The sequence below is a fragment of the Altererythrobacter litoralis genome, assembly GCF_036324225.1.
GTDB classification, from domain to species: domain Bacteria; phylum Pseudomonadota; class Alphaproteobacteria; order Sphingomonadales; family Sphingomonadaceae; genus Erythrobacter; species Erythrobacter litoralis_A.
Window position 1 is genome coordinate 19226 of record NZ_JAZDQV010000014.1, and the last position, 24796, is coordinate 44021.

A 24796-nucleotide genomic window follows, 5' to 3' on the forward strand; every position below is an offset into this window, starting at 1 on the left:
GCCGGTCAGATCAGCACGAAATACATCACCGCCAGCGCGCCCATCACCACGATGGCGATCGCATTGTGCAGCCGTGCGAGGCGAGTAGGTCGGGCTTCCTCAGGCATTTCACATCGCGTCACGACCAGGTGGTTGAGCAGCGCGACACCCGGCGCGATCACGAAGCTCGCCGAAGTCACAAAATCGAGGAAGCCCGTCAGGTCCGAAAGCAGTGTAAACAGCGCTAATATCGCGACGGCGACGAAGAAGAGGCAGAAGGACGTCTATTCGCCCTTCGTATAGGAAATGTCCTCACGCCCGCCGAGCACCGCCAGCGAAGCGGCGAAAGTGCGGGCATAGGCGTCGATCCCGGCGATAACCGTTGTGAGCATCACCGACAGCGCGGCAATCGCCGCAAGGAAGGCTGCGCCGGGACCAAGCGCCTCGCGGTAGAGCCCAACGAGCTGCCCGGCGAAACCCGGAGCATCGGCCAGCGGCGCGATTCCCTGCGGATGCATCACCCCTGCCCCCATGATGCAGAAACACACCGCCATGAATGCGGTCATCACATAGGGCCAGAAGAAGCTCTTGCGTTTTTCGGCCAGTGTCGGCTTGCTGCCTTCCGGCAGCGAATGGTCCGCTTCGATCTTCCACAGCGAGAGCGGCACGGAAACGTCGGTCGGGTTGGGCATGAAGCCCGCCAGCGCGACGATGAAGAGCAGCGCCGCAAACTCGCGCGTCCAGCTGAAATCGACCAGCGTGCCCCGCTCGACCCGCGGCAACACCATGATCGTCGTGATCAGCGTCGAGACGACGAGGAAGGCGAGCAGAACCGCATTCACGCGGTCGAGCAGCCTGTATCCCCCGATCAGCAACAGTGCTGTCGCCGCAAGGAGTATCAACGATGCGAGCATCGGAACGGGCAAAATCGGCCCGATCACTACCGTCACGATCCCGGCAGTCGCCGCCCCCAGCGCGGCCCAGATGATCGGAACGAGCGGCGCTACCGCGATCAGGAACAGCACCAGCGCCCACAGGCCCAACTCGCGATAGCCGGTGAGCAGCGATCGCCCCCGTGCATGCGCAAAGTCGATCCCGAAGCGATAGGCGGGGTATTTGAGGAAATTCGCCAGCACGATCACGCCGATCAGCGCAGCCCCGAACATCGCGCCCGCGCGGGTCGACTGGACGAGATGCGAGGTGCCGATGGCGGCCCCCGTAAAGATCAGGCCCGGACCGGCGAGCCGCCGCAAAACGCTCGATGACATCCCCAATTCCCCCATCTCGCAACGGCATCATCGATGCTGGTTTATCGTCACCTGATAGAGGGATAGGGGGTCATCCTCCAATAGCCTGCCGCCGAGGCCGCTCGCGCCTTGTTGATAACGCCATCGGTGTTGGCTTCACGCCGGGCCCTGCCCACATAAGAAAACGGGGCGCCTTTCCTCAAGGCACCCCGCAACTTTGTCTCTGGCAGTGGAAATCAGGCGGCAGTTTGGAAAGCGTCCGCGCCCAGCGCCATCATGTGCTCGCTGCCCGCCTCCAGCTTGCGGCGCAACGCGCCTGCGTCGGGCAGGAAGCGCTCGGCATAATATTTCGCCGAGACCAGCTTGGCTTCGTAGAAGGCCTTGTCTTCGGGTTCACCCGCGAGCTTTTCCAGTGCCACCTTCGACATGCGCAGCCACATCAGGCCAAGCACGACGATACCCATCAGGTGCATGTAGTTATGTGCGCCCGCACCAAGGTTGTTCGGGTTCGCCATCGCGTTCTGCATGAACCACATGGTCGCAGCCTTTTGCTCGCCCAGTGCCTTTTCGAGGCGCGTCGCGAGATCGGCGAGTTGCTCATTGCCCTTCGCTTCCGCGATCTCGTCATCGACCATCTTGAAGAAGGCCTGGATCGCTGCGCCGCCCTTCGAGCCAAGCTTGCGGCCGCACAGATCCATCGCCTGCACGCCATTGGTGCCTTCGTAGATCATGGCGATGCGGGCATCGCGCACGAACTGGCTCATGCCCCATTCCTCGATATAGCCATGGCCGCCGAAGACCTGCTGCATGTTGGTGGCGACGTCATAGCCCTTGTCGGTGCCATAGCCCTTCATCACCGGTGTCATCAGACCGATCAGCGCATCGGCCTGTTCGCGCTCTTCGGCGGTCGGCGCCTTGTGCGACAGGTCAACCAGCAACGCGCCCCACAGGCACAGTGCGCGCATCCCTTCGGTGAAGACCTTCGCATCCATCAGCATGCGGCGCACGTCCGGGTGGACGAAGATCGGATCAGCCTTGGCTTCCGGGTCCGCCGGGCCGGTGAGCGCCCTGCCCTGGCGGCGATCGAGCGCATAGGCGACCGCGTTCTGATAGGCGACTTCGGCCTGCGCCAGCCCCTGGATGCCGACGCCAAGGCGCGCGGCATTCATCATCACGAACATTGCGGCGAGGCCCTTGTTCTCATCGCCCACTAGCCAGCCCTTGGCGCCGTCGTAGTTGAGGACGCAGGTGGAATTGCCGTGGATTCCCATCTTGTGCTCGATCGAGCCGCAGGAAACGCCGTTGCGTTCGCCCAGCGAACCGTCCGCATTGACGAGGAACTTGGGCACTACGAACAGCGAAATGCCCTTGGTGCTGTCTGGCGCACCCGGCGTCTTAGCCAGCACCAGGTGGATGATGTTCTCGGTCAGGTCGTGCTCGCCCGCCGAAATGAAGATCTTGGTGCCGGTGATCGCATAGCTGCCATCACCATTGGGCTCCGCCTTGGTGCGGATCATGCCCAGATCGGTGCCGCAATGCGGCTCCGTCAGGTTCATCGTGCCCAGCCACTCGCCCGCGACCATCTTGGGCAGATAGGTCGCCTTCTGCTCTTCGCTGCCCGCAGCAATCAGCGCGGCGACCGCGCCAGCGCCAAGGCCGGGATACATGGCGAAAGCCTGGTTCGAAGTGCCCATGAATTCCTCGAGCACGAAGCCGAGCACATGCGGGAAGCCCTGCCCACCGAACTCCTCAGGCTGGGCAACGGTGCCCCAACCGCTTTCGCGGAACTGCTGGTAGGCCTCCTTGAACCCGGGAGGCGTCGTGACGGACCCGTCTTCGTGCCGGACGCATCCGTGCTGGTCGCCGACGAGGTTAAGCGGAGCCAGAACCTCGGCGCAGAACCGGCCGGCTTCGTTGATCACCGTATCGATCATGTCGGGCGTGGCGTTCTCGAAGCCCGGCAGATTGCCATAGCTCGCAAGATCGAGCAGCTCATTAACGACGAAACGGGTATCGCGGGTCGGGGCCGTATAGATAGGCATCGATGTGTCCTTGGTACGTAAGTGGTTTAATGTGTCGGTGGGCCTCAGCGGCCCGGATCGAGCTCTTCGACCATGCGGATGAAGCCGCTCAGTTCCTTGATCGAGGAATCGATATCGGCGCGCTGGCGCTTGAGCTTGGCGACATGCGCCTTGCATTTCTCGACTGTAACACGGCGCTGCTCGACGCGGCCATCCCCCAGGTCGTAGAGATCGATCATCTCGCGGATTTCGGTCAGGCTGAAGCCGACGTTCTTCGCGCGCATGATCCATGCAAGCCGGGCACGATCGCGCTTCGAATAGACGCGTGTCAGGCCTACCCGTTGGGGCGAAATCAGGCCTTCGTCTTCGTAGAAACGCAATGCGCGCGCAGTGCAGTCGAATTCCGAGGTCAGGTCGGAAATAGTATACTGCTCGCGCTCATGCTTGTCAGGACGATCGAGATGCGCACCTCCGTGCCGGGGCTCGTCATTCTCAGGTTGCGGATTTGCTGCTGGGCTGGCCATGCCCTGCACTAACTTACCTTTACGTTAGCGTCAAGAATTGACCCTTACGAGAGTGTCACCTTCCAACCGCCGGAAAAAGCACGAACGCGCTCCGGTGTGGCACGTGGGACCGGCGGGTTCCGCTCGCACGACCAGCGCATCCTGGTCGCAATCCACCAGGATTTCGACGACCCGCAATTCATTGCCCGAAGTCTCACCCTTGCGCCAAAGCGACTGGCGAGAGCGTGACCAGAAGTGTGCAATTCCCGTTTCGCGCGTGGCCTCGACCGCTTCGCGATTCATGAACGCGACCATCAACACTTCGCCGCTTTGGGCATGCGTCACCACTGCGGTCAGCAGGCCGGCCGAATCGAATTTGGGCAGGAATTTTAGAGTCTGGTCGCGCGGTTCATTTGCCGCGTCAGCACCGGGGTCTGCGTGGGACACTCGGGATTCCTTCGATGAACAGGTAGTTAGGCGCGATGATTTGTTGCAGGATAACCACAGATGACGGTCAAAATCCATGATGAAGCGGATTCAGACTTTGAAGAATGGCAATTGAATGAGACCAATCGGGCCGCGGGCATAGCTCGCCAACCGAACACCGGTACAGCAAAAGTGCCAGGTTCAGGGGTACCCGGGACGCCGCTCTCCACTAGGGTTGAGCGCTTCCGGAAAAACGATGAGGGATAGAACCCGGGTGGCCATCAAGGGGGAGGTCACCTTAGCTTCCTGGAAGCGGGTTCGCGTTAATTCGTCACGTGGCGCCCGGGATCATATCGATCCCGGGCGTTATGTTTTCCGGGCCCTGATCCGTTGAAGTTGCCGCGGCACGGCCCTGAAACGACTCGTCGAGCACCCTTGCAAAACAGCAGATTGTAACGCTTGTGGCTCCGGCCTTGAGCAGCGCGGCGATGCAGGCGCTGCTCGTGGCTCCGCTCGTCAGCACGTCATCGACCAGGATCACATCGCGGCCATTGACCAGCGCCGCGCGACGTCGCGGCACTTCGATCGCCCCGCTGAGTGCCCGCTGGCGGGCCTTGCGCCGCATCCCGCCAAGCATCGGCGTCGCCTTGCGCCGCACCAGCGCATCGACCGCCAGTTCGCCCTTGCCATGTCGCGCTAGCTCCTGCGCAAGCAGCGCCGCCTGGTTGAACCCTCGGCGCCATAAGCGCCAGCGGTGCAAGGGAACGGGAACCAGCAACGGCGGCACCTCGCCCGCCTCGGGCAGCTTCGCGGCCATCAGCCGCCCCAATTGCCCTGCCAGCGCAATCTTGCGCCCATGCTTGAAGGCAAGGATCAGTCTCCGCGAAGCATCGTTGTACAGCGTCGCCGCGGCAATCCCCGCATGGCGAGGAGGATCGTGCAGGCAGACGGCGCATTGCGCGGTCGCGCTTGCCATGCCCGACGGAAATGGCCGCGAGCACGTCGCACATGCCGGTTCGCCGGGAATCACCAGTTCCGCCCAGCAACCGCCGCACAGTCCGCCATTCTCGGCAATAGCAACCCCGCACAAGGGGCATCGCGGCGGGTACACAAGATCGATCAGCGGCGCGAAAACGCGCGAAAGCGATGCAGAAAATTCCTCTGCGCGACCCATGTCGCCATGCTGCACCTCTTGCACCGCGGGCGCAAGCGGGGCACTGCGCTGGGCGATGAGCCAGCCTCGCGTTCCCCAGATCTTCGCCGGCAAGCGGCGCGATGCACGAGCCGCGCGTGCCAAGGCCTTGGCGACGCGTGAAGGCGCGGCGAACTGGCTCTACGAGGAACTGCAACGCGACGTCCTCGAACGGCTGGACTTCATGCGCTTCGAACCTGCGCGGGCACTGGTGACAGGTCATGCGGCCGAGGGACTCGCTGCACAACTCCAGGCTCGAGTCGCAGACGTCGCTACCCCTACCTCACCTGACGAGGAGCAGCCGATCGTCGGCGCTCCCTACGACCTTATCGTCAGCCACGCGCGGCTCGACACGGTCAACGACCTGCCCGGCGCCCTGCTCCACCTGCGCAATGCGCTCGCCCCGGGCGGACTGGCGATCGCGCAATTCCCGGGCGCGGGCAGCCTCAGCGCGCTCCGGCAAGTGATGCTCGCCGCCGATGGCGAGCGCCCCGCTGCACGGCTCCATCCCCAGATCGACGACCGCGCGGCAGCGGCGCTGATGCAGCGCGCCGGTTTCGCCAAGCAGGTTGTCGACACGCACCGGATGACGGTTCGTTACCGCTCATTCGACCGCCTCATCACCGATCTGCGCGAGCAGGCGCTCACTTCGGTGCTGGTATCGCCCGCCCCCTATGTAGGAAAGGCCGGACTCGCGCGCGCCAAAGCCGCGCTCGAAGCGATGAAGGACCAGGAAGGTAAGGTCGCCGAGACCTTCCAGATCCTGACTCTAACCGGCTGGCGCTAGCCTTTCAGCGCAGCCTGTGCGGCTGCAAGCCGCGCAATCGGCACGCGATAGGGAGAGGCCGACACGTAATCTAGCCCGACCTTTTCGCAGAACGCGATGCTCGCCGGGTCGCCGCCATGTTCGCCACAGATGCCCAACTTGATGTCGGGCCGGGTCGCCCTGCCCCGCTCCGCCGCAAGCTCGACCAGTTGGCCGACGCCTTCGATATCGAGGCTGACGAACGGATCGCGCGGGAAAATCCCCTTCTCGACATAGGGCGCAAGGAAGCGCGCCGAATCGTCGCGGCTCACGCCTAGCGTCGTCTGCGTCAGATCGTTGGTGCCGAAGCTGAAGAAGGCGCCTTCCTGCGCGATTTCGCCCGCCATCAGCGCGGCGCGTGGCAGCTCGATCATCGTGCCGACAAGGTATTCGACCGGGCATCCGGTTTCCTCGAACACCTGCTTCGCCACACGGTCGATCAGAGCCTTGAGCAGTTCCAGCTCGCGCTTGGTCGCCACCAGCGGCACCATGATCTCCGGCACCGGCGTTGCACCGCCCGCCTTGGCCACTTCGCATGCGGCCTCGAAGATCGCGCGCGCCTGCATCTCGTAGATTTCGGGGAAGGTGATCCCCAACCGGCAACCGCGATGGCCCAGCATCGGGTTGAACTCGTGTAATTCGGCTGCGCGGCGCTTGAGGTGGTCCACCCCCAGCCCAGTGGCATCGGCCAACTCGGCGAAATCCTCATCCGCATGCGGCAGGAATTCATGAAGCGGCGGGTCGAGCAAGCGGATCGTGCACGGCAGGCCCGACATCACGTCGAAGATCTCGCGGAAGTCGGCGCGCTGTTCGGGCAGCAGCTTGGCCAGCGCCGCGCGGCGGGTCTTCTCGTCCTCCGCAAGGATCATCTGGCGCACCGCGCGGATCCGGCGTGCGTCGAAGAACATGTGCTCGGTGCGGCACAGCCCGATGCCTTCCGCGCCGAACTGGCGCGCCATGCGGCAATCGGCGGGGGTTTCGGCATTGGTGCGCACTTTCATGCGGCGATGCGCATCAGCCCATTCCATAAGCGTGCCGAAATCGCCGACCAATTCCGGCTCCACAGTGGGCACTTCGCCCGCCATCACCTGCCCGTTGCTGCCGTCGATAGTGATGACATCGCCTTCGCGCAGTTCGCGATTGCCGATCCGCAGGGTCTTGCTGGCGCGATCAATCGAGACCGCCGATGCGCCCGACACACAGGGGCGGCCCATGCCGCGTGCTACCACCGCCGCGTGGCTGGTCATCCCGCCGCGCGCGGTCAGGATGCCCTGCGCCGCATGCATGCCGTGAATATCCTCGGGGCTGGTTTCGACCCGCACCAGGATCACCTTGTCCCCGCGCGAAGCGAAGGTCTCGGCGGTGTCGGCATCGAGCACGATCTTGCCCGAAGCCGCACCCGGAGAGGCCGGAAGGCCGCTGGTCAGCACTTCGCGCGGCGCCTTGGGATCGAGCGTGGGGTGGAGCAGCTGGTCGAGCGCCATGGGGTCGACCCGCAGGATCGCGGTGCGCTCGTCGATCAGCCCTTCGCCGACCATCTCGACCGCCATCTTCAGCGCCGCCTTGGCGGTGCGCTTGCCGCTGCGCGTCTGCAGCATCCACAGCTTGCCGCGCTCGACGGTAAACTCGATGTCCTGCATGTCCTTATAGTGGCGCTCGAGCAGGTCGAACACGCGAGCCAGCTCGGCATAGGCTTCGGGCATCGCCTCTTCCATGCTCAGCGGCTTGGCTCCGGCCTTCTCGCGCGCGGCGCGGGTGAGATATTGCGGCGTGCGGATGCCCGCCACCACATCCTCGCCCTGCGCGTTGATGAGGTATTCGCCATAATAGGCGCGCTCGCCGGTCGCCGGATCGCGGGTGAAGGCGACGCCGGTGGCGCTGGTGTCGCCCATATTGCCGAACACCATCGCCTGCACGTTCACCGCAGTGCCCCAATCGGCCGGAATGTCGTTGAGGCGGCGATAGACCTTGGCACGGTCGCTATCCCAGCTGTCGAACACAGCGCGGATCGCACCCCACAGCTGCTCGGTCACATCCTGCGGGAACGGGGCGCCCTGCTCCTGCTGCACAATACCCATGTATTCGCCGACCAGCGCCTGCCAGTCTTCCGCTTCCATTTCGGTATCGGCGTAATAGCCCTTGTCTTCCTTGGCCACTTCGAGCGCTTCCTCGAACAGCCCGTGATCGAGCCCCAGCACCACGTCCGAATACATCTGGATGAAGCGGCGATAGCTGTCCCAAGCGAAGCGTTCGTCACCCGAAGTCGTGGCCAGCCCCTCGACCGTGGCATCGTTGAGACCAAGGTTGAGCACCGTATCCATCATGCCGGGCATGGAGACACGCGCGCCCGAGCGGACCGAAACCAGCAGCGGATCGCCCGCATCGCCGAATTTCTTGCCCACTGTCGCTTCGACATGGGCCAGCGCCGCGGCAACCTGCGCACGCAGATCGTCAGAAAAATCAGCACCTTCCTGAAGATATTTCACACATTCTTCAGTGGTGATGGTGAAGCCCGGGGGCACCGGCAGGCCGATGCTGGCCATTTCAGCAAGGTTCGCGCCCTTGCCGCCGGAAACGGTCTTGTCCTTCTGGCGCGGGTCCGAATGATCCTGCCCAAGGACCGGGTCGCCTCCGAATGTGTAGACCGTCTTCAATGTGCAATCCCTTCGCTAGGCCCGCATGCGACACATGCGACACTTTATTGAGGGAAAAAACTCATCCCTCGATCCGGCTGAAGTCCGCCACGCGGTGCACCGCATCGCGGAAGCGCAGCAGCATGTCGAGCCTTGCCGCGCGTTTGTTTTCTTCATCGGCATTAACTGTGACTTCATCGAAGAAGCGATCGATCGGAGCGCGCAGGGTTGCGAGCGCGGCCATCGCGCCTTCGAAGTCCTCACCCGCGATTGCAGCGGCGGCTTTGGGTTCGGCTGTATCGAGCGCATCCACCAGCGCCTTTTCCGCAGGTTCGGGCGTGTAGGAAAGCTCATTCGCGTGCCGCTCGGCCATTTTGGCGGCAATCACAGGCGCAAGATCGGGGTCGTCGACGCCCGCCAGCGGGTCTTCCTCGCCAGTGCGGCTGATCTCGCCTTCGATCCCGTGCCAGTCTTCCTTCTTGAGGATATTGGCCGCGCGCTTGTAACCCGCGAGCAGGTTTGCGCCATCCTCGGTGCCGATGAAGCCCTGCAGGGCCTTCACGCGGGCGAGCAGGCGGACCAGATCATCCTCGCCGCCGAGCGCAAAGACCGCATCGATCAAATCGTGACGGACACCCGCCTCGCGCTGCTGGACCTTGAGGCGATCGGCGAAGAAATCGAGCAAATCGCCTGTAGCCACACCGAAACGCAGGTTATTGGCCTGGACCGTGTGGATCACACCGAGAGCCGCCCTGCGCAAGGCAAACGGATCCTTGGAGCCGGTGGGCTTCTCGTCGATCGCGAAAAAGCTGCGGAGCGTGTCCAGCTTGTCGGCCAGCGACACCGCCAAAGTCACCGGTGCGGTTGGAACCTCGTCGCCCTGCCCGACCGGCTTGTAGTGATCGCGGATGGCGTCGCAGACTTCCTGCGGCAGCCCTTCCTTCTCAGCGTAATATCCGCCCATCAGGCCTTGTAACTCGGGGAACTCGCCGACCATTTCGGTGACGAGATCGGCCTTGCAAAGGCGCGCGGCTTGTTCGGCCAAAGTCGGATCGGCGTCGACGATCTTTTCCTCGCACAACCAACGCGCCAGCTTGGCCACCCGCTCGACCTTGTCGGCGACCGTGCCCAGCTTTTCGTGGAAGGTGATCCGCTCAAGCTTCTTCGCGTGATCTTCGAGGCTGGTCTTCTGGTCGAGTTCCCAGAAGAAGCGCGCATCGGAAAGCCGCGCGGCGAGCACCTTGCGATTGCCGTCGACCACTACCGCCGGATCGTCCGCCGCGATATTGGCGGTGCAGACGAAGGCGTTAGCGAGCTTGCCGTTCTTGTCTTCGCAGACGAAGTATTTCTGGTTCACCCGCGCGGTGAGCTGGATCACTTCGGGCGGAACGTCGAGATAGCTCTCGTCGAAGCGGCCGAGCAGCGGCACGGGCCATTCGGTGAGCCCGGCGTTCTCGACCACCAGCCCCTCGTCCTCAACCAGCGTCAGCCCCGCATCGGCGGCGGCCTTGCGAGCGCCTTCGCGCACCATGTCCTGCCGTTCCTCATGGTCGACGATGACATGGGCGACGCGCAGCTTGTCGAGATAGTCCCCGGCGCCCGAAATCGCGATCTCGCCATGCGAATGGAAGCGGTGCCCGAGCGTCACATTGCCGCTGGCAACATTACCCACCGAACATTCGACCACTTTACCGCCCAGCAGCGCCACGATGCCCGAAAGCGGGCGCACCCAGCGCAGGCTCTCGGTCGAAAGCGAAGCAGCACCCCAGCGCATCGACTTGGGCCACGCGAAATCGCGAATGATCGCGGGGATTGCTTCGGCCAGCACGTCCTTGGTCGCCCTGCCCGGCTTCTCGATCACCGCGAACCAGGTGTTGCGGCCCTTGACGTCGCGCAGCTCCAGCTGGTCGCGCGCAACGCCGTTCTTGCGGCAGAAGCCGTCAATCGCAGCATCGGGCGCGCCTTCGGGCGGGCCCTTGGCCTCCTCGCTCACCGCTTCGGTGGCTTCGGGAAGCCCCTTCGCGATCAGAGCCAACCGGCGCGGCGTCGACCAGACGGAAATGTCGCCGATAGCGACACCGGCGGCCTCCATCTCGCGGCGGAACAGCTTTTCCAGCTCCGCGCGCGCGCCGGCCTGCATCCGCGCAGGGATTTCCTCGCTGCGCAGCTCGAGAAGAAAGTCCCTGCTCACAGCGTCCACTCCGGATATTTGGCCTGCCATTCGGGCGCCATCTTCTCGGCATATTTCTCGCAGGACGAGCGCGCGAGGTCGCGCACGCGACCCATGTAGCTGGCGCGTTCCTGCACGCTGATCACGCCGCGCGCCTGAAGCAGGTTGAAGACGTGGCTGGCTTCAATCGCTTGCTCATAGGCGGCGATCGGAACGTCGTTTGCCAGGCAGTTGCGGCATTCCGCCTCTGCCTTGTTGAACAGATCGAACAGCGCATCGGTGTCGGCGACTTCGAAGTTCCACTTCGACATCTGGCGTTCGTTCTCGAGGAACACGTCGCCATAGCTGACGCCCTGCGTGTTGAATGCAAGGTCGTACACATTGTCGACGCCCTGGATATACATGGCGAGCCGTTCAAGCCCGTAGGTCAGCTCGCCCGCCACGGGCTTGCAGTCGAACCCGCCCATCTGCTGAAAATAGGTGAACTGGGTCACTTCCATCCCGTCGCACCACACTTCCCAGCCAAGGCCCCAGGCGCCCAGCGTGGGGCTTTCCCAATCGTCCTCGACGAAGCGGATATCGTGCTTGAGCGGGTCGATCCCGATCACTTCCAGGCTCTTGAGATAGAGCTCCTGCAAGTCCGGCGGGCTCGGCTTCATGATCACCTGGTACTGGTAATAATGCTGCAGCCGGTTGGGGTTCTCGCCATAGCGCCCGTCGGTCGGGCGGCGCGAAGGCTGGACGAAAGCCGCGTTCCACGGCTCGGGGCCCAGCGCGCGCAAAGTGGTTGCAGGGTGGAAGGTGCCCGCTCCCATCCGCATGTCATAAGGCTGCAGGACGACGCAGCCCTGCGCACTCCAATAATCGTGGAGCGCCAGGATCATGTCCTGGAAGGAGCGCTTGGGATCGCGTTTGGGCGGTTCGAAACTCATGGGCAGCGCCCATGGCGCAGCCCCTGCCCACCGTCAATGCCGCAGTGCGGCATTTGCGCAGCGCAGCTGCCCCAAAACCGTTTACGACCGGCGCATAAACCCTTTTCATTGATGGTTCAGCCATCCTAGGACTAGCATTCGCGAAACCCACGAACCAATCACGGGACCATCGATGAAACTGACCCCTCGCAAAGTCCTCGCCGCACTTGGCGTGTCCGCACTTGCCTTTGCCGCTCCCGCGTTCGCCGGGCAGGAAGCCGAAGTCGCAGCTGCAGCGACAACCAGCGTCGAGGCGAGCACCCCCACCGGCCCCGCGCTGTGGAAGGTCGCAGACGAGGACACCACGATCTATCTCTTCGGCACGGTCCACGCCTTGCCCAAGGATGTCGAATGGTCGTCGAGCGTGCTCGAAAACGCGCTGGTTTCATCCGACAGCGTCGTCACCGAGATCAAGATGACGCCCGAGATGCCCACGGAAATGCAGCAGCTGGTGATGACCAAAGGCATCCTGCCCGCGGAGACCACGCTGCGCAGCCTCCTGAACCCCGAGCAGACCGCGACTTACGAAGCCGCGATGGGCAAGCTCGGCATTCCGGCCGCCGCCTTCGACCGCTTCGAGCCGTGGTATGCGGGCATGATGATGTCGATGCTGCCGCTGCTGCAGCAAGGCTATTCGCCCGATGCCGGGGTGGAGAAGGTGATCCTGACCAAGGCGGGCGACAAGGACCAGCAGGCTCTCGAAACCATCGCTTTCCAGATCGGCATCTTCGACCAGCTGCCGCAGGAATCGCAGGTCAATTTCCTGGTCGAGGCTTCGGCCGGGATCGACGAGATCAAGCCCATGCTCGACAAGATGGTGGCCGAATGGCTCGAAGGCGATGCCGATGCACTGGCCGCACTGATGAACGAAGGGCTGACCGATCCGAAAGTGGCCGATGCCCTGCTCTATTCGCGCAACCGCAATTGGGCGCAATGGATCGATACGCGGCTCGAAACGCCCGGCACGGTCTTCGTGGCAGTGGGCGCCGGGCACCTTGCAGGCAAGGAAAGCGTGCAGGACGCCTTGAGCGCGCTCGGCATCGAGACGGTTCGCGTTCAGTGAACCCGTGCCGGTTCCTGCCCCTGATCGGCGCGCTAGCGCTGGCCGCATGCGGGCAGGAACCGCAAGGCGGTGGGAGCGATGCATCTCCCGTTCTCTACGAAGTGACGGGCAAGGACGGCGCGGTGGAAGGCTGGCTGTTCGGCACGATCCATTCGCTGCCCGGCGGTGTGCAATGGCGCACCGAAGAACTCGACAGCGTGGTCGACAAGGCCGACCTGCTGGTGGTCGAAATTGCCGCGCTCGATGACAATGCCGCAATCGGCAAGGTCTTCGCCGATCTCGCAGGCTCACCCGAACAGCCGGATATCGGCATGCGGGTGGACTCCGAACACCGGCCGGACCTCTTCGCACTGATCGAGCGTGGCGGCTATTCGCCCGGCGATTTCGCCGGAATCGAAACCTGGGCGGTGGCACTGATGCTGGCGCAAGTAGACGATGACGGTTCGTCGCGGCATGGTGCCGATCGCGCTCTGCTGGCCGATTTCAAGGGTAGCGAAATCCGCGAACTCGAAGGCGCGGAGCGGCAGCTGGGCATTTTCGACCAGCTGCCGGAGCAGGACCAGTCGGACCTTCTCTCGGGCGTAATCGCCGAAACGAAGAAGCGTGACGAGGATCCGGACCGCCTGAGGCGCGCATGGCTTTCGGGCGACGAGGATGCGCTGGTCGAAGCATCTCAAACGGGCATTCTCGCCGATCGCGAGCTGCGCCAGGCCTTACTGGTCGGACGCAACCGGGACTGGGTTGCCCAGCTGGACGCCATGCTCAAGCAGAAGCCGCGCCCGCTGGTTGGAGTGGGTGCGGCGCACCTCGTCGGGCCCGATGGCCTCGCCGCCTTGCTGGAGCAGCGCGGCTATACCGTGCGCCGCCTGCAGTAAGGCCGCGCGCGCCGAGGCAATCCACGCTTGCCATTCGACGCTTTGCCCCCTAAAGGGCCGCGCTTGGGCGTCATGGTCATCCCTGGAGGTGTGGCGCGCGAAATGACAAACTCAAAGCAATTCGAAAGGTAAGTTACATGAGCGACGCTCTGAACCTGCCGGCCGAAGCGCGCGAACGGGCTGGCAAGGGAGCCTCCCGTGCATTGCGTCGCGATGGCCGTGTTCCCGCCGTTATCTACGGCGGCAAGGAAGAACCCACGATGATCCACGTCGAGGCGAAGGAACTGGTCCGCCAGCTTGGCACCGGCCACTTCATGAACTCGATCGTGATGATCGAACTCGGCGGCAAGAGCGTGCGCACCCTGCCCAAGGATGTCGCTTTCCATCCCGTCACCGATCGCCCGACCCACGTCGACTTCCTGCGCCTTTCGAAGGACGCCAAGGTCGAAGTGAACGTGCCGGTGGTCTTCTCCAACGAAGAAAAGAGCCCGGGCCTCAAGAAGGGCGGCGTTCTCAACATCGTGCGTCACGAACTCGACCTGATCTGCGAAGCGGACAAGATCCCGAGCGAAATCGTGATCGACGTCACCGGCAAGGATGTGGGCGATTCGATCCACATCAGCGAAGTGACCCTGCCCGCCGGCAGCGAAAGCGCGATCACGGATCGCGACTTCACGATCGCTACGCTGGTTGCCCCCTCGGCGCTCAAGAAGGCCGAAGGCGATACCTCGACTGCAGCAGCCGCTGCCGAAGTGCCCGCCACCGAACAGGGCGGCGAAGAGGAAGCGACCGAGGAATAATCCTCCGCTTCTCTTGCGAAATCACCAAGGCGCCGGTCCAGAAATGGGCCGGCGTTTTGGTTTCTACGGCTGCGGCTCAGCCCCTGGACCAGCCCTTCCCGGCCATGCATTCGGTCATCTGCTGGTATCGCAGTTCTTCGCTTTCGATCCCCGTAGTCGCCGTTTCGCACGCAGCATGCGCTGTATCGAAGGGCACCGCGCCATCGCCGGTCCAACCGGGATTGCTGGTTGCACAAGCGCCCAGCATCGGAATTGCCGCCCATATCCAGATTTTCGATCGCTTCATCGAGCCTTGCCCCCTTCGTCCAGCGCAGCATTTACTTCGCTCTGCCTTACCGGACAATCGGCATTCCGAACGGCGGTTTGCATTTTCGATCCATATGCTAGGGCGCGCAGATGCAAATCTGGACAGGCCTCGGAAATCCCGGACCGAAATATGCGATGAACCGGCACAATGTCGGCTTCATGGCGCTCGACGTTATCGCGGACATGCATGATTTCGGCCCGGTGCAAAAGAAGTTCCAGGGCTGGGCGCAGGAAGGCCGCATCGGCACGCAGAAAATCCTGCTGCTCAAACCCGCGACCTTCATGAACGAAAGCGGCCGCAGCGTGGCGGAGGCGCTGCGCTTCTACAAACTCGGCACCGATGCGCTCACCGTGTTCCATGACGAGCTCGACCTCGCGCCGTTCAAGGTGAAGGTGAAGCAGGGCGGCGGCACTGCGGGCCACAACGGCCTGCGGTCGATCGACCAGCACCTGGGCCCCGACTTCCGCCGTGTGCGCATCGGTATCGGCCATCCCGGCCACAAGGATCGCGTGACCGGCTATGTCCTAGGCAATTATGCCAAGAGCGAGCAGGACGACCTTGTCGACATGCTCGGCGCGATCGCCGCCGAAGCGGATTGGCTGGCAAAGGGCGACGACGCCCGCTTCATGAGCGATGTAGCAGTACGCATGCAGGATTGACGTTGCCGCTGCCTGCCGTCTTACTGTGTTGGGTCATTAACACAGGAAAGGCGTCAAATGAGCTATTGGCAGGGGATCGTCACGGGTGCGGCACTGGTGGGAATGGCGGTGGCGCTGACTGCCGCTGCAAAACCGCAGCATTTTTCGACCATTGACGTCGAGCGGATCAACATCCGCGAGCCGGACGGCACCCTCCGCATGGTGATTTCGGGCCGCGACCGTTTCCCGGGCTCGTTCCACAAGGGCGAAGAAATTGCGCGCCCGGATCGGCGCTTTGCCGCGGGGATGCTGTTCCTCAATGATGAGGGAACCGAGAACGGAGGCCTTATCTGGGCCGGCAAGTCGGTCGACGGGAAAGCCAATGCCGGGGCCAGCCTGACCTTCGACCGCTATGAGAACGACCAGACCCTGCAATTGCTGCAGAACGATAGTGGCGACCGCGACATCGCGGCACTCATCATTTCCGATCGCGCCGCCGAATCGATGTTCGAGAAGGTCGATGGGAAATCACAGGTCAAAACCGAAATGGCTCGCGGCGCTCCGCGCCTGTTCGCAGGCAAGTCACGCGACCGCGCATCGGTGATCATGCTGCAGGATGAGCGGGGAACGCCGCGGATCATGCTCAAGGTCGACAGGGACGGAACCAGCTCGATCAACTTCCTCGATGATACGGGCAATATCATCCGCTCGATCGGACCTGAGAGTTAGGCGCGCCCTCACTTGCCTATTGGTGCCTGCATCCGTTCCTATTAGGCGCGGCGGAATGGCGCATTCATTGCAGCGTGTCCTGATCGTCGGCCCATGTGGCGCCGGCAAGTCGACCTTCGGCTTCGCATTGGCCGAAGCGGCCGGCTTGCCGCTGTTCCATATGGACAGGCTGAACTGGAAGCCGGGGTGGATCGAATCGACCGATGAGGAATTGCGCGCCAGGTTGCGCGAGGTCGTGGCTGGCGAGCGCTGGATCATCGAAGGGACCTATGGCGGCACACTGGACGAGCGGCTGCCGGGCGCGGACACTGTGGTCTATCTCGATTACCCGATCCCGCTGTGTTTCTGGCGGGTGCTCAAGCGCATCCTGACCTGGCGCGGTCGTGCTCGCCCGGATATGCCGGAGGGATGCCCGGAACGGCTCGACCTGTCCTTCCTTCTTTACGTTGCGCGCTGGAACCACGGTCCGCGGCGGAGGTTGGAAGGTCGGATAGGGCCCTATCGGGACAAGATGGTCCGGCTATGCAGCTCGCGCGAGGCGCAATGCTGGCTGGACTCGCTTGCCCGCCGATAGGCGCTATGCTGCACCAATAGGAGAGAGACCATGCCATCAATCGATCGTCGCGGCCTGCTTGCAGGCGCCGCAGCCACCGGCGCTTTTGCCGCTACCGCTTCCTTCGCCCAGCCCGACCATGTGCATGCCGAACCGGACCTTTCGGGCAAGGCGATCCTGATCACCGGCACTTCGTCGGGATTTGGTCGTGCCGGTGCGGAATATTACGCCCGCCGCGGTGCGCGCGTTTTCGCCACGATGCGCAATCTGCCCCGCCCCGAAGCGGACGAGCTGCGCCAGCTGGCGAGCGACGAAGGGCTCGACCTGCATGTGATCGAGATCGATGTGCTGTCGGATGCGCAGGTCGCCGCCGGGGTGGCCGAGGCTGAGCGGATAAATGGCGGCGGCATGGACGTGCTCGTCAACAATGCCGGCATCGGGATCACGTCTCCTCTCGAAGTGCAGGACATGGAAGCCACCAAGCTGATCTTCGACACCAATGTCTTGGGCTGCCACCGCATGGCACGGGCCGTGCTGCCCGGCATGCGCGCGAAGGGCGGCGGGCACATCTTCCAGATGTCGAGCCAGCTCGGCCGCGTGATCGCCCCCTATTCGGGGCACTATTCGGCGACCAAGTTCGCGCTCGAAGCGATGAGCGAACAGCTTGCCTATGAGCTGGTGCCGCACAAGATTGACGTCACCATCATCCAGCCCGGCGGTTACCCGACCAAGGTTTGGGTCAACCGCAACATCTACACTTCGGCGCTCAAGGCGCGGGCGGAGGAAATTCACACCGCCGGCTATCCGCAACAGGTTGCGCGGATGGGGACCGAGGACGGATCGGGCCGCAGCGCCGACACGATGGACATCCCGCGCGCCATCGCGAAGCTGGCCGCCATGCCGCGCGGTACCAGCCCGCTGCGCCAGCCCGTTTCTGCAGGCGGGATTCCGCAGACATCGATCAACGAAGTTTGCGCGCAGGTGCAGGTCGGCTGGCTTGGCCAATCAGGCGCCGGTCCGCTGATCCGCGCCGTGCACCGGGTCTGACAAGCTCCGCCGGGCTAGCCGATCGGCATGCCCGGCGGCACTTCTGGCAGCAGGTTCTTGTCGGCGAGCGCGGCGTCCAGCGCCGTGCGGTCGCGCAGCAGCAGGGCCAGCCCGCGCTGCCAGTCGCCAAGCGCGCCCTTGGCCGGAGCCTTGGCCAGCTTGGCGGCCCAGCTCGCCAGCCTCCCCTCGATCTGCAGCGCGATGCTGCGCGACAGCGCGCCGTCGCGCGTGGTTCGTGCAAGGTCGAGCGCGATGGTTGTGGCGATCCGCCTCCCTGCCTCACCCGATGCCGCAGCCTGGTCGGCATGGACAATCAGCCTGCTTAACACCTCGTCGAGCGAAGGGCCGCCAATGCCATTGGCGCGCTGGAGGTCGATCCGGTTGAGCCGTTGCGGATCGAGCAGATTGTCGAGCACATGCACCGCGCCGATCTCGGTCGCGCGCAGCGGATCGAACACCGGCCCGCCTGCGGTCGGCATGACTTCGATCGTGGTCGAATAGTCGAAATCGGTTCCTGGCGCGTAGGACAGGATCGGCAGCAATCGCGCCGGAACAGTAAGCGCCTCGACCGAAAGCGCGTCGAGCAGCGCAGCCAAGGCCTGTTCCTGCTGCTCCGCACTCACCGGCTCGACCGAAACCGCGTCGCCCGAAAGTGCATAGGGCGCGACAACCCCGCCCAGCGCCTTTGCCGCGGCCACCACCTGGTAGCGATGTAGCAGCCAGACTGGCACGAAAGCGCGCCGCAGGCTCGCCATGTCCTGCCCGCTGGGGATGGCATCGACATTGAAGCGGTCCAGCGCGGCACGGCGTACCGCCATCACCCTGCCCAGTTCGGCCACGGGATCGGTGAAATCGTCCCACTGCGAAGCCTGCGGATTGGCGGTGCCGGTGCCCGCTGTATCGGCGTCGGCGACGAAGCGAAGCCCGCGCGCCTGCGCTTCCTGCACCATGGCGCGCGCTTCCTCATCGGTCTTCGCGGCGTAGAGATAGCGGATCGCGAACTTGTCCCACTCGCCCACGCCTACGCCATAGGCATCGGCGATGGTCAGCTTCCCGTCGACCAGCTCCACGCGCGGTGCGGGATAGTCCATCACCGAATAGCGCCCCTGCGAACTTGCGGCGAAATTGTGCGACAGGCCCAGCGTGTGGCCCACTTCATGGGCGCCAAGCTGGCGAATCCGCGCGAGCGCCACTTTCACCGGATCATCCGGCTGGCCGCTATCGGTCAGCCCCGCTCCCATCAGCGCCTGGAAGATCAGTATGTCCTGCCGCACGCGGAGCGAGCCGAGCATGACACTTCCCTTCAGGATTTCGCCGGTGCGCGGGTCGACGATGCTGGGGCCATAGGACCACCCGCGGGTTGCGCGGTTGACCCAGTTGACCACGTTGTAGCGCATGTCGAGCGGGTCGATGCCTTCGGGCAGCACTTCGACGCGGAAGGCGTCGAGAAATCCGGCTTCCTCGAAGGCTTCAGCCCACCAGCCCACCCCGTCGATCAGCGCCTGCCGAACCGGTTCGGGCGCGGCCCCATCGACGTAGTAAACGATCGGCTCCTTTACCGGGCTGCGCTCAGCGGACGGATCGACTTTCTCCAGGCGGTGCCGCTCAGCCAGCTTGACCAGCATCGAGCGGCCCAGCGGCGCGGAAAAGTCATAAGTCCGGGTGCTGAAGGTATAGCCATAGGGATCGGTGCGGCGCGGCATCGGCTCGGTCGGCAGTGCCACCAGCGAATGCCGCACCCACAGCGAGATATCGCTGCCATTGGGCGAAACATTGCGCAGCTCGGGCGGCGCGTTGTCGGTCGAGAAACTCAGCAGGGCGGAGAATTCCACATTTTCGGGGAAGGCCTTCACTTTGGCCGGATCGGCCAGCGAATAGCCCGCTTCCAGCTTGTAGCCCTTCCCCAATTGCCGCGCGAAACCGAAATGATCCTTGGCCAGGAAAGGCGCGAAATCGAAGGTGAAGCTGCCATCGGCGGCGGTCTTGCCAATATCGCCCACCCACATGGTGGCGTTGGTGAAGCTGTTGGCGACGGACTGCTGCTGCGCCGCAGATCCGGCGGGCGCGACGAAGCCGGTGTTCTCAAGCTCGGCGACCACCTTCTTGCCGAGGCGGCGGAAGCGGAGGATGCCCGTTTGCAGCGGCGCGCCCCGGTCCACTCCGGTCGCCGCCGAACCTACCCCTGTCTCGATCTGCGCAACATAGAGGAAGCGCGCGGCAACGCCTTCGCTATCGGGTGCCGGAAGCGTCAGCTCGATCGTGCCCTGCTGCAAATCGGCCGCAACCGGAACAAGGCTGTCTTGCGCCGCCGCCGGAGCGAGCGGAATTGCCGAAGCCAGCAGCAGTGCGATCATGGATTTGCTCATTACGAACTCCCCTTGAGTTGCCGCAGGCTTAGCATGTCGCAACGGCAAGTCGAGCAAATGGCCAAGCCTGTGCTTCCACATCGGCGCGCGACACGCTAAGGGCCGCGCCAATCACTTATTCCGGAGTTATCGATGGGTTTCCGTTGCGGGATCGTCGGCCTGCCGAATGTCGGCAAGTCCACCCTGTTCAATGCACTGACCGAGACGCAGGCCGCGCAGGCCGCGAACTATCCGTTCTGCACGATCGAGCCGAATGTTGGCCAGGTCGCTGTGCCGGACGAGCGGCTCGACAAGATCGCGGCAATCGCCAAGAGCGCCAAGGTGGTTCCCACCCAGCTGGCGTTCGTGGACATCGCCGGGCTGGTCAAGGGTGCAAGCCAGGGCGAAGGCCTGGGCAACCAGTTCCTCGGCAATATCCGCGAAGTCGACGCGATCGTGCATGTGCTGCGCTGCTTCGAAGATGACGACATCCGGCACGTCGCCAATAAGGTCGATCCGATCACGGATGCCGAAGTGGTCGAAACCGAGCTAATGCTGTCGGACCTCGAAAGCCTCGAAAAGCGCGTGCCTGCCGCGCAGAAGCGCGCGACCGGCGGCGACAAGGAAGCCAAGCTGATGGCGTCGGTCCTCGGCCAGGCGCTCGAGCTGCTGCGCGAAGGCAAGCCCGCACGGCTGACCGAGCCGAAAGACGATGAAGAAGCGCGCGTCTTCGCACAGGCGCAGCTGCTCACGGCCAAGCCGGTGCTCTACGTCTGCAATGTGGGCGAGGAAGACGCCGCCAAGGGCAATGCCCTTTCGGAACTCGTCTTCGCCAAGGCAGCGGCCGAGGGTGCCGAAGCGGTGGTGGTTTCAGCCGCGATCGAAAGCGAACTCGTCGCGATGGACCCTGCGGACCGCGCCGAATACCTTGCCGAGCTGGGGCTTGAGGAAAGCGGGCTCAGCCGCGTGATCCGCGCGGGCTACAAGCTGCTTGGCCTCAAGACCTTCTTCACCGCCGGGCCGAAGGAGGCGCGCGCATGGACCTTCCCCGCGGGCGCCAAGGCCCCGCAGGCTGCAGGCGAGATCCACACCGATTTCGAGCGCGGCTTTATCCGCGCCGAAACAATCGCCTACGATGACTATGTCGCACTGGGCGGAGAAGCGGGTGCGAAGGAAGCCGGCAAGCTGCGCCAGGAAGGCAAGGAATATGTCGTCCAGGATGGCGACGTGATGTTGTTCAAGTTCAACGTCTAGCTCGGCGCGGCTGGATATTTCAGATCCAGCCAAGCCAGCCAGTTCTTCTCAAGCGCGGCGATCGAGCCGGGCAGATTGTGCTCGTGCCCATTGCCCGACAGCCACGCACCGAAGTCGGGATCGCTGGCCATAGCCGCGGCGATCTTGCCGAAGATCGCCGGATCACCACTGCGTTCGAGCACATAATCCGCCACCAATCGCGATTGCAGGTAGAAACGGCTTCCGTCGCCAGACACACGCTGGGCTTCCGCCCCGGTCAGCACTTGTATGGTCGCTCCCCCCGTGGTGGGAGCGCCGCCAGTTTGCGCCATCAACTCCTGCGGATTTCCGCCAACCGGGTGAGCCTTCGTGAGGTAGGCCGTCAGGTCGAGCAGTTCATCCGTCACCTCCTCGCCCTTCGCTTGCGCGGCCCGAATGGCATTGAGGCGCTTGGCGAAATGGTCCCGGCGTTGTGCGGCCATCGTTTCCGGTTCGTGAAGCACGGCGGCAAGTTCGTCCAGCCAGTCTGGGCCCGGACCGCCGTAATGACCGCCTTCGATTTCGATCATCTGGGGCCAGAATGCGCGAATCAGCCACATGTGACCGAGTTCGTGCGGAATGGCGGTAGCGTCACGGTCGGCGGCAGCTGAATCCGACAACCGGCTCTCAAGCTGTGCGAGTGCCGATTTCAGCGCGGCCTCACGCTGCTCTTCCGTCAGGGCCGAGGTATTCGCCTCTATTGAACGGCGCACCGATGCCGACATCTGGTTGCGAAAGCCGTCGGGGGACAGCCAGGGAAGGATAGCCAGATAGCCCGCTGCCGTCAGGGCTTGCCTGTCACCGCCGCTCAAGCCGCCTTCGGTGCGGTCGACAATCGCATATGGCGCGGCCTTGCTGGCGAAAAGGGTTTCGAACAGGGCTTTCGGCAATTATGAGCCCGCGGTCGGTCATGGCGCAGTGGAATTGTGCCAGCTCCAATCCGTCGATTTCGGGACAAGACTGCGCAAATGCGGGCGCGGTCAGGCCACCAAGGGCCGAAGCAAGGACAACGGAAGCAATACGAAGCACGGACCAACTCCTTGGACTACAGATGTAATCCCAATTACACTTGTAATCGTCGGTCCTGCGATAGGAGCTGAGGTACTAGTGCGCGATGCTTGCCACTTGCGCCCCCTAATCCGCACCGCACAGCCCAAAGTTGAAATCCACACCAATTTCAGGTGTGACCTTATTCGTACTGAAACATTTGCCTAGGAAGGAGCGCCTCTCGTCGTCCAGGATGGCGACGTGATGCTGTTCAAGTTCAACGATTGAGACGCGGAGAAAGCATGATGCGTGCGCTGGCGAAATCCCTGACCCTGGCGCTTGCCGCAATGTTGGCGGTCAATACACCGCAGCCAGGCTTTGCCGCAGAGCCGATCCCGGCAGCGAGCACCGCCAGCGCGCAGGAAGAGCGCGCGCCGGTCACCATCCTCGTGTCGATCGACGGGTTCCACCCCGACTATCTCGGCAAAGGGAGGACCCCCACTCTCGATGCGCTCGCCAGCCATGGCGTCAGCGCGCCGATGCGCCCGTCCTTCCCGACCAAGACCTTCCCCAACCACTGGACGCTGGTGACAGGCCTCGTGCCCGATCGCCACGGCATCACCGCCAACCGGATGGAAGACCCGGGCCGACCGGGTGAAACCTTCACCATGGCAACGGTCGATCCGCGGTGGTGGAGCGACGCCAAGCCCATCTGGGTCGAGGCCGAAGAAGCCGGTGTGCGCAGCGCGGCGATGTTCTGGCCCGGCTCGGCTGTTCCATGGGGCGGCACAGCGCGTGGCTGGGGCCCGGTGCAGGATGGCATCCTGCCGCAGGACTGGCAGCAGTTCAGCATGCAGGTGAACAATACACAGCGCGTCAACAGCGTGCTCGACTGGCTGCGCCGCCCGGCGGATATCCGCCCGCGCTTCGTTACGCTCTATTTCGACACGATCGACACCTCGGGCCATGATTCTGGCCCGCAGAGCGAGGAATTGCACGCCGGGCTGAAGGACATCGACGGCTATGTCGCCATGCTGGTCGATGGCCTTGCACGGCTTGGCCAACCGGCCAATCTCGTGATCGTATCGGACCACGGCATGGCGCCGACCAGCTCCGAACGGGTGATCGCGCTCAACGATTTTCTTGATCCTTCGCTCTACCGCCTCGTCGAGGGCGGCGCCTATGCCAGCTTTGAACCGACCGAAGGCAATGAAGCGGCGCTCGAGGCCGTGCTACTGGCGCCGCGTGAGCACATGACCTGCTGGCGCAAGGGAGAAATGCCCGCGCGCTTCCAATACGGAACGCATCGCCGCATCCCGCCCTATTTCTGCCTGCCCGAAACCGGCTGGACCGTCACTACCTCGCGGCCCAACGGTGAATGGAGCGGCGGCAACCATGGCTATGACAATGCCTCGCCCGAGATGCTTGCGCTGTTCATCGCCAATGGCCCGGCGTTCCGCCACGGGGTCAAGCTCGACGCCTTCGACAACACTGTCGTGGCGCCGCTGCTGCGCGAACTGCTTCACTTGCCAGGGGCGCAGCAATCGCGCGATGTGCTAGCGCCGCTGCTGCCGGCGCTGTTACCGCGTGAGTAACTTGCCACGATTGAACTCGGATGGTTTGCATGAACTACTTTGAAGACATTGAAATCGGGAAGAAAACTGCTTTCGGCCACTATGAAGTGACGCGAGAGGAAGTGCTCGATTTCGCGCGAAAGTACGATCCGCAGCCGTTCCACCTCGATGACGAGGCCGCCGCCAAAACCCATTTCGGGCGGCTTTCCGCCAGCGGCTGGCATACTTGCGCGATGACCATGGCGATGATGGTCGAGAATATGAAGTCGGTGAAGCAGGCGGGGCTCGGCTCGCCCGGGGTCGACAATCTCCAATGGAAGAAGCCGGTCTATCCGGGCGACACCCTGCGGGTCGAAAGCGAAGTGATCGAGATGCGGCGCAGCAAGTCACGCCGCGAAATGGGGATCTTCAAGAGCCGCGCACGCGTGTTCAACCAGAATGGCGACGTCGTGATGGAAATGACGTCGAACGGGCTGATCGCGGTGCGCGACCCGGATGCACCGATCGAGGATTAAACGTCTGCTATTGGGTGGTTAGCCGCCGTCCGATGGCTCCTGATAGTATCTTTTCTCAAGGTTTGTTCTAGGCTCAGGACTCATTGCGGCAGCCAGAAGATGACGGTTGCGGCGACGCAGATGGCGGACATGAACGTGTGGGCG

The 24796-nt window shown here is 63.5% G+C and carries 23 protein-coding genes; 11 read left to right on the forward strand and 12 right to left on the reverse strand.

Going from position 1 to position 24796, the window contains the following annotated elements; all coding sequences use genetic code 11:
- Positions 1-5: 5 nt before the first annotated feature.
- The 6 genes from VRS74_RS12065 to VRS74_RS12090 all read right to left on the reverse strand — a co-directional run bounded on the left by VRS74_RS12065 (position 6) and on the right by VRS74_RS12090 (position 5350).
- Positions 6-179: a hypothetical protein gene (locus VRS74_RS12065; protein ID WP_354145477.1), complete on the reverse strand. Its 174-nt coding sequence runs from the start codon at positions 177-179 to the stop codon at positions 6-8.
- 84 nt (positions 180-263) lie between these two features.
- Positions 264-1247 carry a hypothetical protein gene (locus tag VRS74_RS12070; RefSeq protein WP_354145478.1) on the reverse strand — a complete coding sequence of 328 codons (984 nt, stop codon included), beginning with the start codon at positions 1245-1247 and terminating at the stop codon, positions 264-266.
- Positions 1248-1462: 215 nt separating this feature from the next.
- Entirely contained in the window at positions 1463-3268 is a 1806-nt protein-coding gene (locus VRS74_RS12075) for an acyl-CoA dehydrogenase C-terminal domain-containing protein (protein WP_354145479.1), read from the reverse strand.
- Positions 3269-3312: 44 nt separating this feature from the next.
- Positions 3313-3771, reverse strand: coding sequence for a MerR family transcriptional regulator (locus VRS74_RS12080; protein ID WP_354145480.1), 459 nt, complete (start codon positions 3769-3771; stop codon positions 3313-3315).
- A 30-nt stretch (positions 3772-3801) separates the two neighbouring features.
- Positions 3802-4197 (reverse strand): phosphoribosyl-AMP cyclohydrolase, encoded by a 396-nt coding sequence (gene hisI / locus VRS74_RS12085; protein WP_354145481.1) that lies wholly within the window; start codon positions 4195-4197, stop codon positions 3802-3804.
- Between the two features lie 310 nt (positions 4198-4507).
- Entirely contained in the window at positions 4508-5350 is an 843-nt protein-coding gene (locus VRS74_RS12090; RefSeq protein ID WP_354145482.1) for a ComF family protein, read from the reverse strand.
- A 55-nt stretch (positions 5351-5405) separates the two neighbouring features.
- Between VRS74_RS12090 and VRS74_RS12095 the strand changes: the two genes are divergently transcribed.
- Positions 5406-6155 carry a methyltransferase domain-containing protein gene (locus VRS74_RS12095; RefSeq protein ID WP_354145483.1) on the forward strand — a complete coding sequence of 250 codons (750 nt, stop codon included), beginning with the start codon at positions 5406-5408 and terminating at the stop codon, positions 6153-6155.
- Here the strand turns inward: VRS74_RS12095 and ppdK are convergent.
- The 3 genes from ppdK to VRS74_RS12110 all read right to left on the reverse strand — a co-directional run bounded on the left by ppdK (position 6152) and on the right by VRS74_RS12110 (position 11908).
- Positions 6152-8827 carry a pyruvate, phosphate dikinase gene (gene ppdK / locus VRS74_RS12100; RefSeq protein WP_354145484.1) on the reverse strand — a complete coding sequence of 892 codons (2676 nt, stop codon included), beginning with the start codon at positions 8825-8827 and terminating at the stop codon, positions 6152-6154. The genes VRS74_RS12095 and ppdK overlap by 4 nt on opposite strands.
- Before the next feature lie 61 nt (positions 8828-8888).
- On the reverse strand, positions 8889-11027 hold the full coding sequence (gene glyS / locus VRS74_RS12105) for a glycine--tRNA ligase subunit beta (RefSeq protein ID WP_354145485.1): 2139 nt from the start codon (positions 11025-11027) through the stop codon (positions 8889-8891).
- A complete protein-coding gene (locus VRS74_RS12110) occupies positions 10994-11908 on the reverse strand; it encodes a glycine--tRNA ligase subunit alpha (protein ID WP_354145486.1) in 915 nt (304 codons plus the stop codon). Before VRS74_RS12110 ends, glyS begins: the two co-directional genes overlap by 34 nt.
- Before the next feature lie 172 nt (positions 11909-12080).
- On the opposite strand from VRS74_RS12110, the gene VRS74_RS12115 reads away from it, so the two are divergent.
- From VRS74_RS12115 to VRS74_RS12125, 3 genes are all read left to right on the forward strand, one after another.
- Positions 12081-13010, forward strand: coding sequence for a TraB/GumN family protein (locus tag VRS74_RS12115; RefSeq protein ID WP_354145487.1), 930 nt, complete (start codon positions 12081-12083; stop codon positions 13008-13010).
- The gene (locus VRS74_RS12120) at positions 13007-13885 is read left to right on the forward strand and encodes a TraB/GumN family protein (RefSeq protein ID WP_354145488.1); all 879 of its coding nucleotides are present in this window, start codon (positions 13007-13009) and stop codon (positions 13883-13885) included. The genes VRS74_RS12115 and VRS74_RS12120 overlap by 4 nt, the downstream gene beginning before the upstream one ends.
- 137 nt (positions 13886-14022) lie before the next feature.
- The gene (locus tag VRS74_RS12125) at positions 14023-14685 is read left to right on the forward strand and encodes a 50S ribosomal protein L25/general stress protein Ctc (RefSeq protein WP_354145489.1); all 663 of its coding nucleotides are present in this window, start codon (positions 14023-14025) and stop codon (positions 14683-14685) included.
- A gap of 76 nt (positions 14686-14761) precedes the next feature.
- Here the strand turns inward: VRS74_RS12125 and VRS74_RS12130 are convergent, their stop codons facing one another.
- Positions 14762-14971, reverse strand: coding sequence for a hypothetical protein (locus VRS74_RS12130; RefSeq protein ID WP_354145490.1), 210 nt, complete (start codon positions 14969-14971; stop codon positions 14762-14764).
- A 110-nt stretch (positions 14972-15081) separates the two neighbouring features.
- On the opposite strand from VRS74_RS12130, the gene pth reads away from it, so the two are divergent.
- From pth to VRS74_RS12150, 4 genes are read left to right on the forward strand one after another with little or no spacing between them, the layout of a single operon-like run.
- Positions 15082-15651 carry an aminoacyl-tRNA hydrolase gene (gene pth / locus VRS74_RS12135; protein ID WP_354145491.1) on the forward strand — a complete coding sequence of 190 codons (570 nt, stop codon included), beginning with the start codon at positions 15082-15084 and terminating at the stop codon, positions 15649-15651.
- A gap of 57 nt (positions 15652-15708) precedes the next feature.
- On the forward strand, positions 15709-16359 hold the full coding sequence (locus VRS74_RS12140) for a hypothetical protein (RefSeq protein ID WP_354145492.1): 651 nt from the start codon (positions 15709-15711) through the stop codon (positions 16357-16359).
- A 55-nt stretch (positions 16360-16414) separates the two neighbouring features.
- The gene (locus VRS74_RS12145) at positions 16415-16933 is read left to right on the forward strand and encodes a P-loop NTPase family protein (RefSeq protein WP_354145493.1); all 519 of its coding nucleotides are present in this window, start codon (positions 16415-16417) and stop codon (positions 16931-16933) included.
- A 30-nt stretch (positions 16934-16963) separates the two neighbouring features.
- Positions 16964-17959 (forward strand): SDR family oxidoreductase, encoded by a 996-nt coding sequence (locus VRS74_RS12150; RefSeq protein WP_354145494.1) that lies wholly within the window; start codon positions 16964-16966, stop codon positions 17957-17959.
- 14 nt (positions 17960-17973) lie between these two features.
- Here the strand turns inward: VRS74_RS12150 and VRS74_RS12155 are convergent, their stop codons facing one another.
- Entirely contained in the window at positions 17974-20325 is a 2352-nt protein-coding gene (locus tag VRS74_RS12155) for a zinc-dependent metalloprotease (RefSeq protein WP_354145495.1), read from the reverse strand.
- A gap of 132 nt (positions 20326-20457) precedes the next feature.
- On the opposite strand from VRS74_RS12155, the gene ychF reads away from it, so the two are divergent.
- Positions 20458-21558 carry a redox-regulated ATPase YchF gene (ychF, locus tag VRS74_RS12160; protein ID WP_354145496.1) on the forward strand — a complete coding sequence of 367 codons (1101 nt, stop codon included), beginning with the start codon at positions 20458-20460 and terminating at the stop codon, positions 21556-21558.
- Here the strand turns inward: ychF and VRS74_RS12165 are convergent.
- Positions 21555-22388 carry a hypothetical protein gene (locus VRS74_RS12165; protein WP_354145497.1) on the reverse strand — a complete coding sequence of 278 codons (834 nt, stop codon included), beginning with the start codon at positions 22386-22388 and terminating at the stop codon, positions 21555-21557. The genes ychF and VRS74_RS12165 overlap by 4 nt on opposite strands.
- A 477-nt stretch (positions 22389-22865) precedes the next feature.
- On the opposite strand from VRS74_RS12165, the gene VRS74_RS12170 reads away from it, so the two are divergent.
- Positions 22866-24158, forward strand: a complete 1293-nt coding sequence (locus VRS74_RS12170) for an alkaline phosphatase family protein (protein WP_354145498.1) — start codon at positions 22866-22868, stop codon at positions 24156-24158.
- A 29-nt stretch (positions 24159-24187) separates the two neighbouring features.
- A complete protein-coding gene (locus VRS74_RS12175) occupies positions 24188-24652 on the forward strand; it encodes a MaoC family dehydratase (RefSeq protein WP_354145499.1) in 465 nt (154 codons plus the stop codon).
- The last annotated feature ends 144 nt before the right edge of the window (positions 24653-24796 follow it).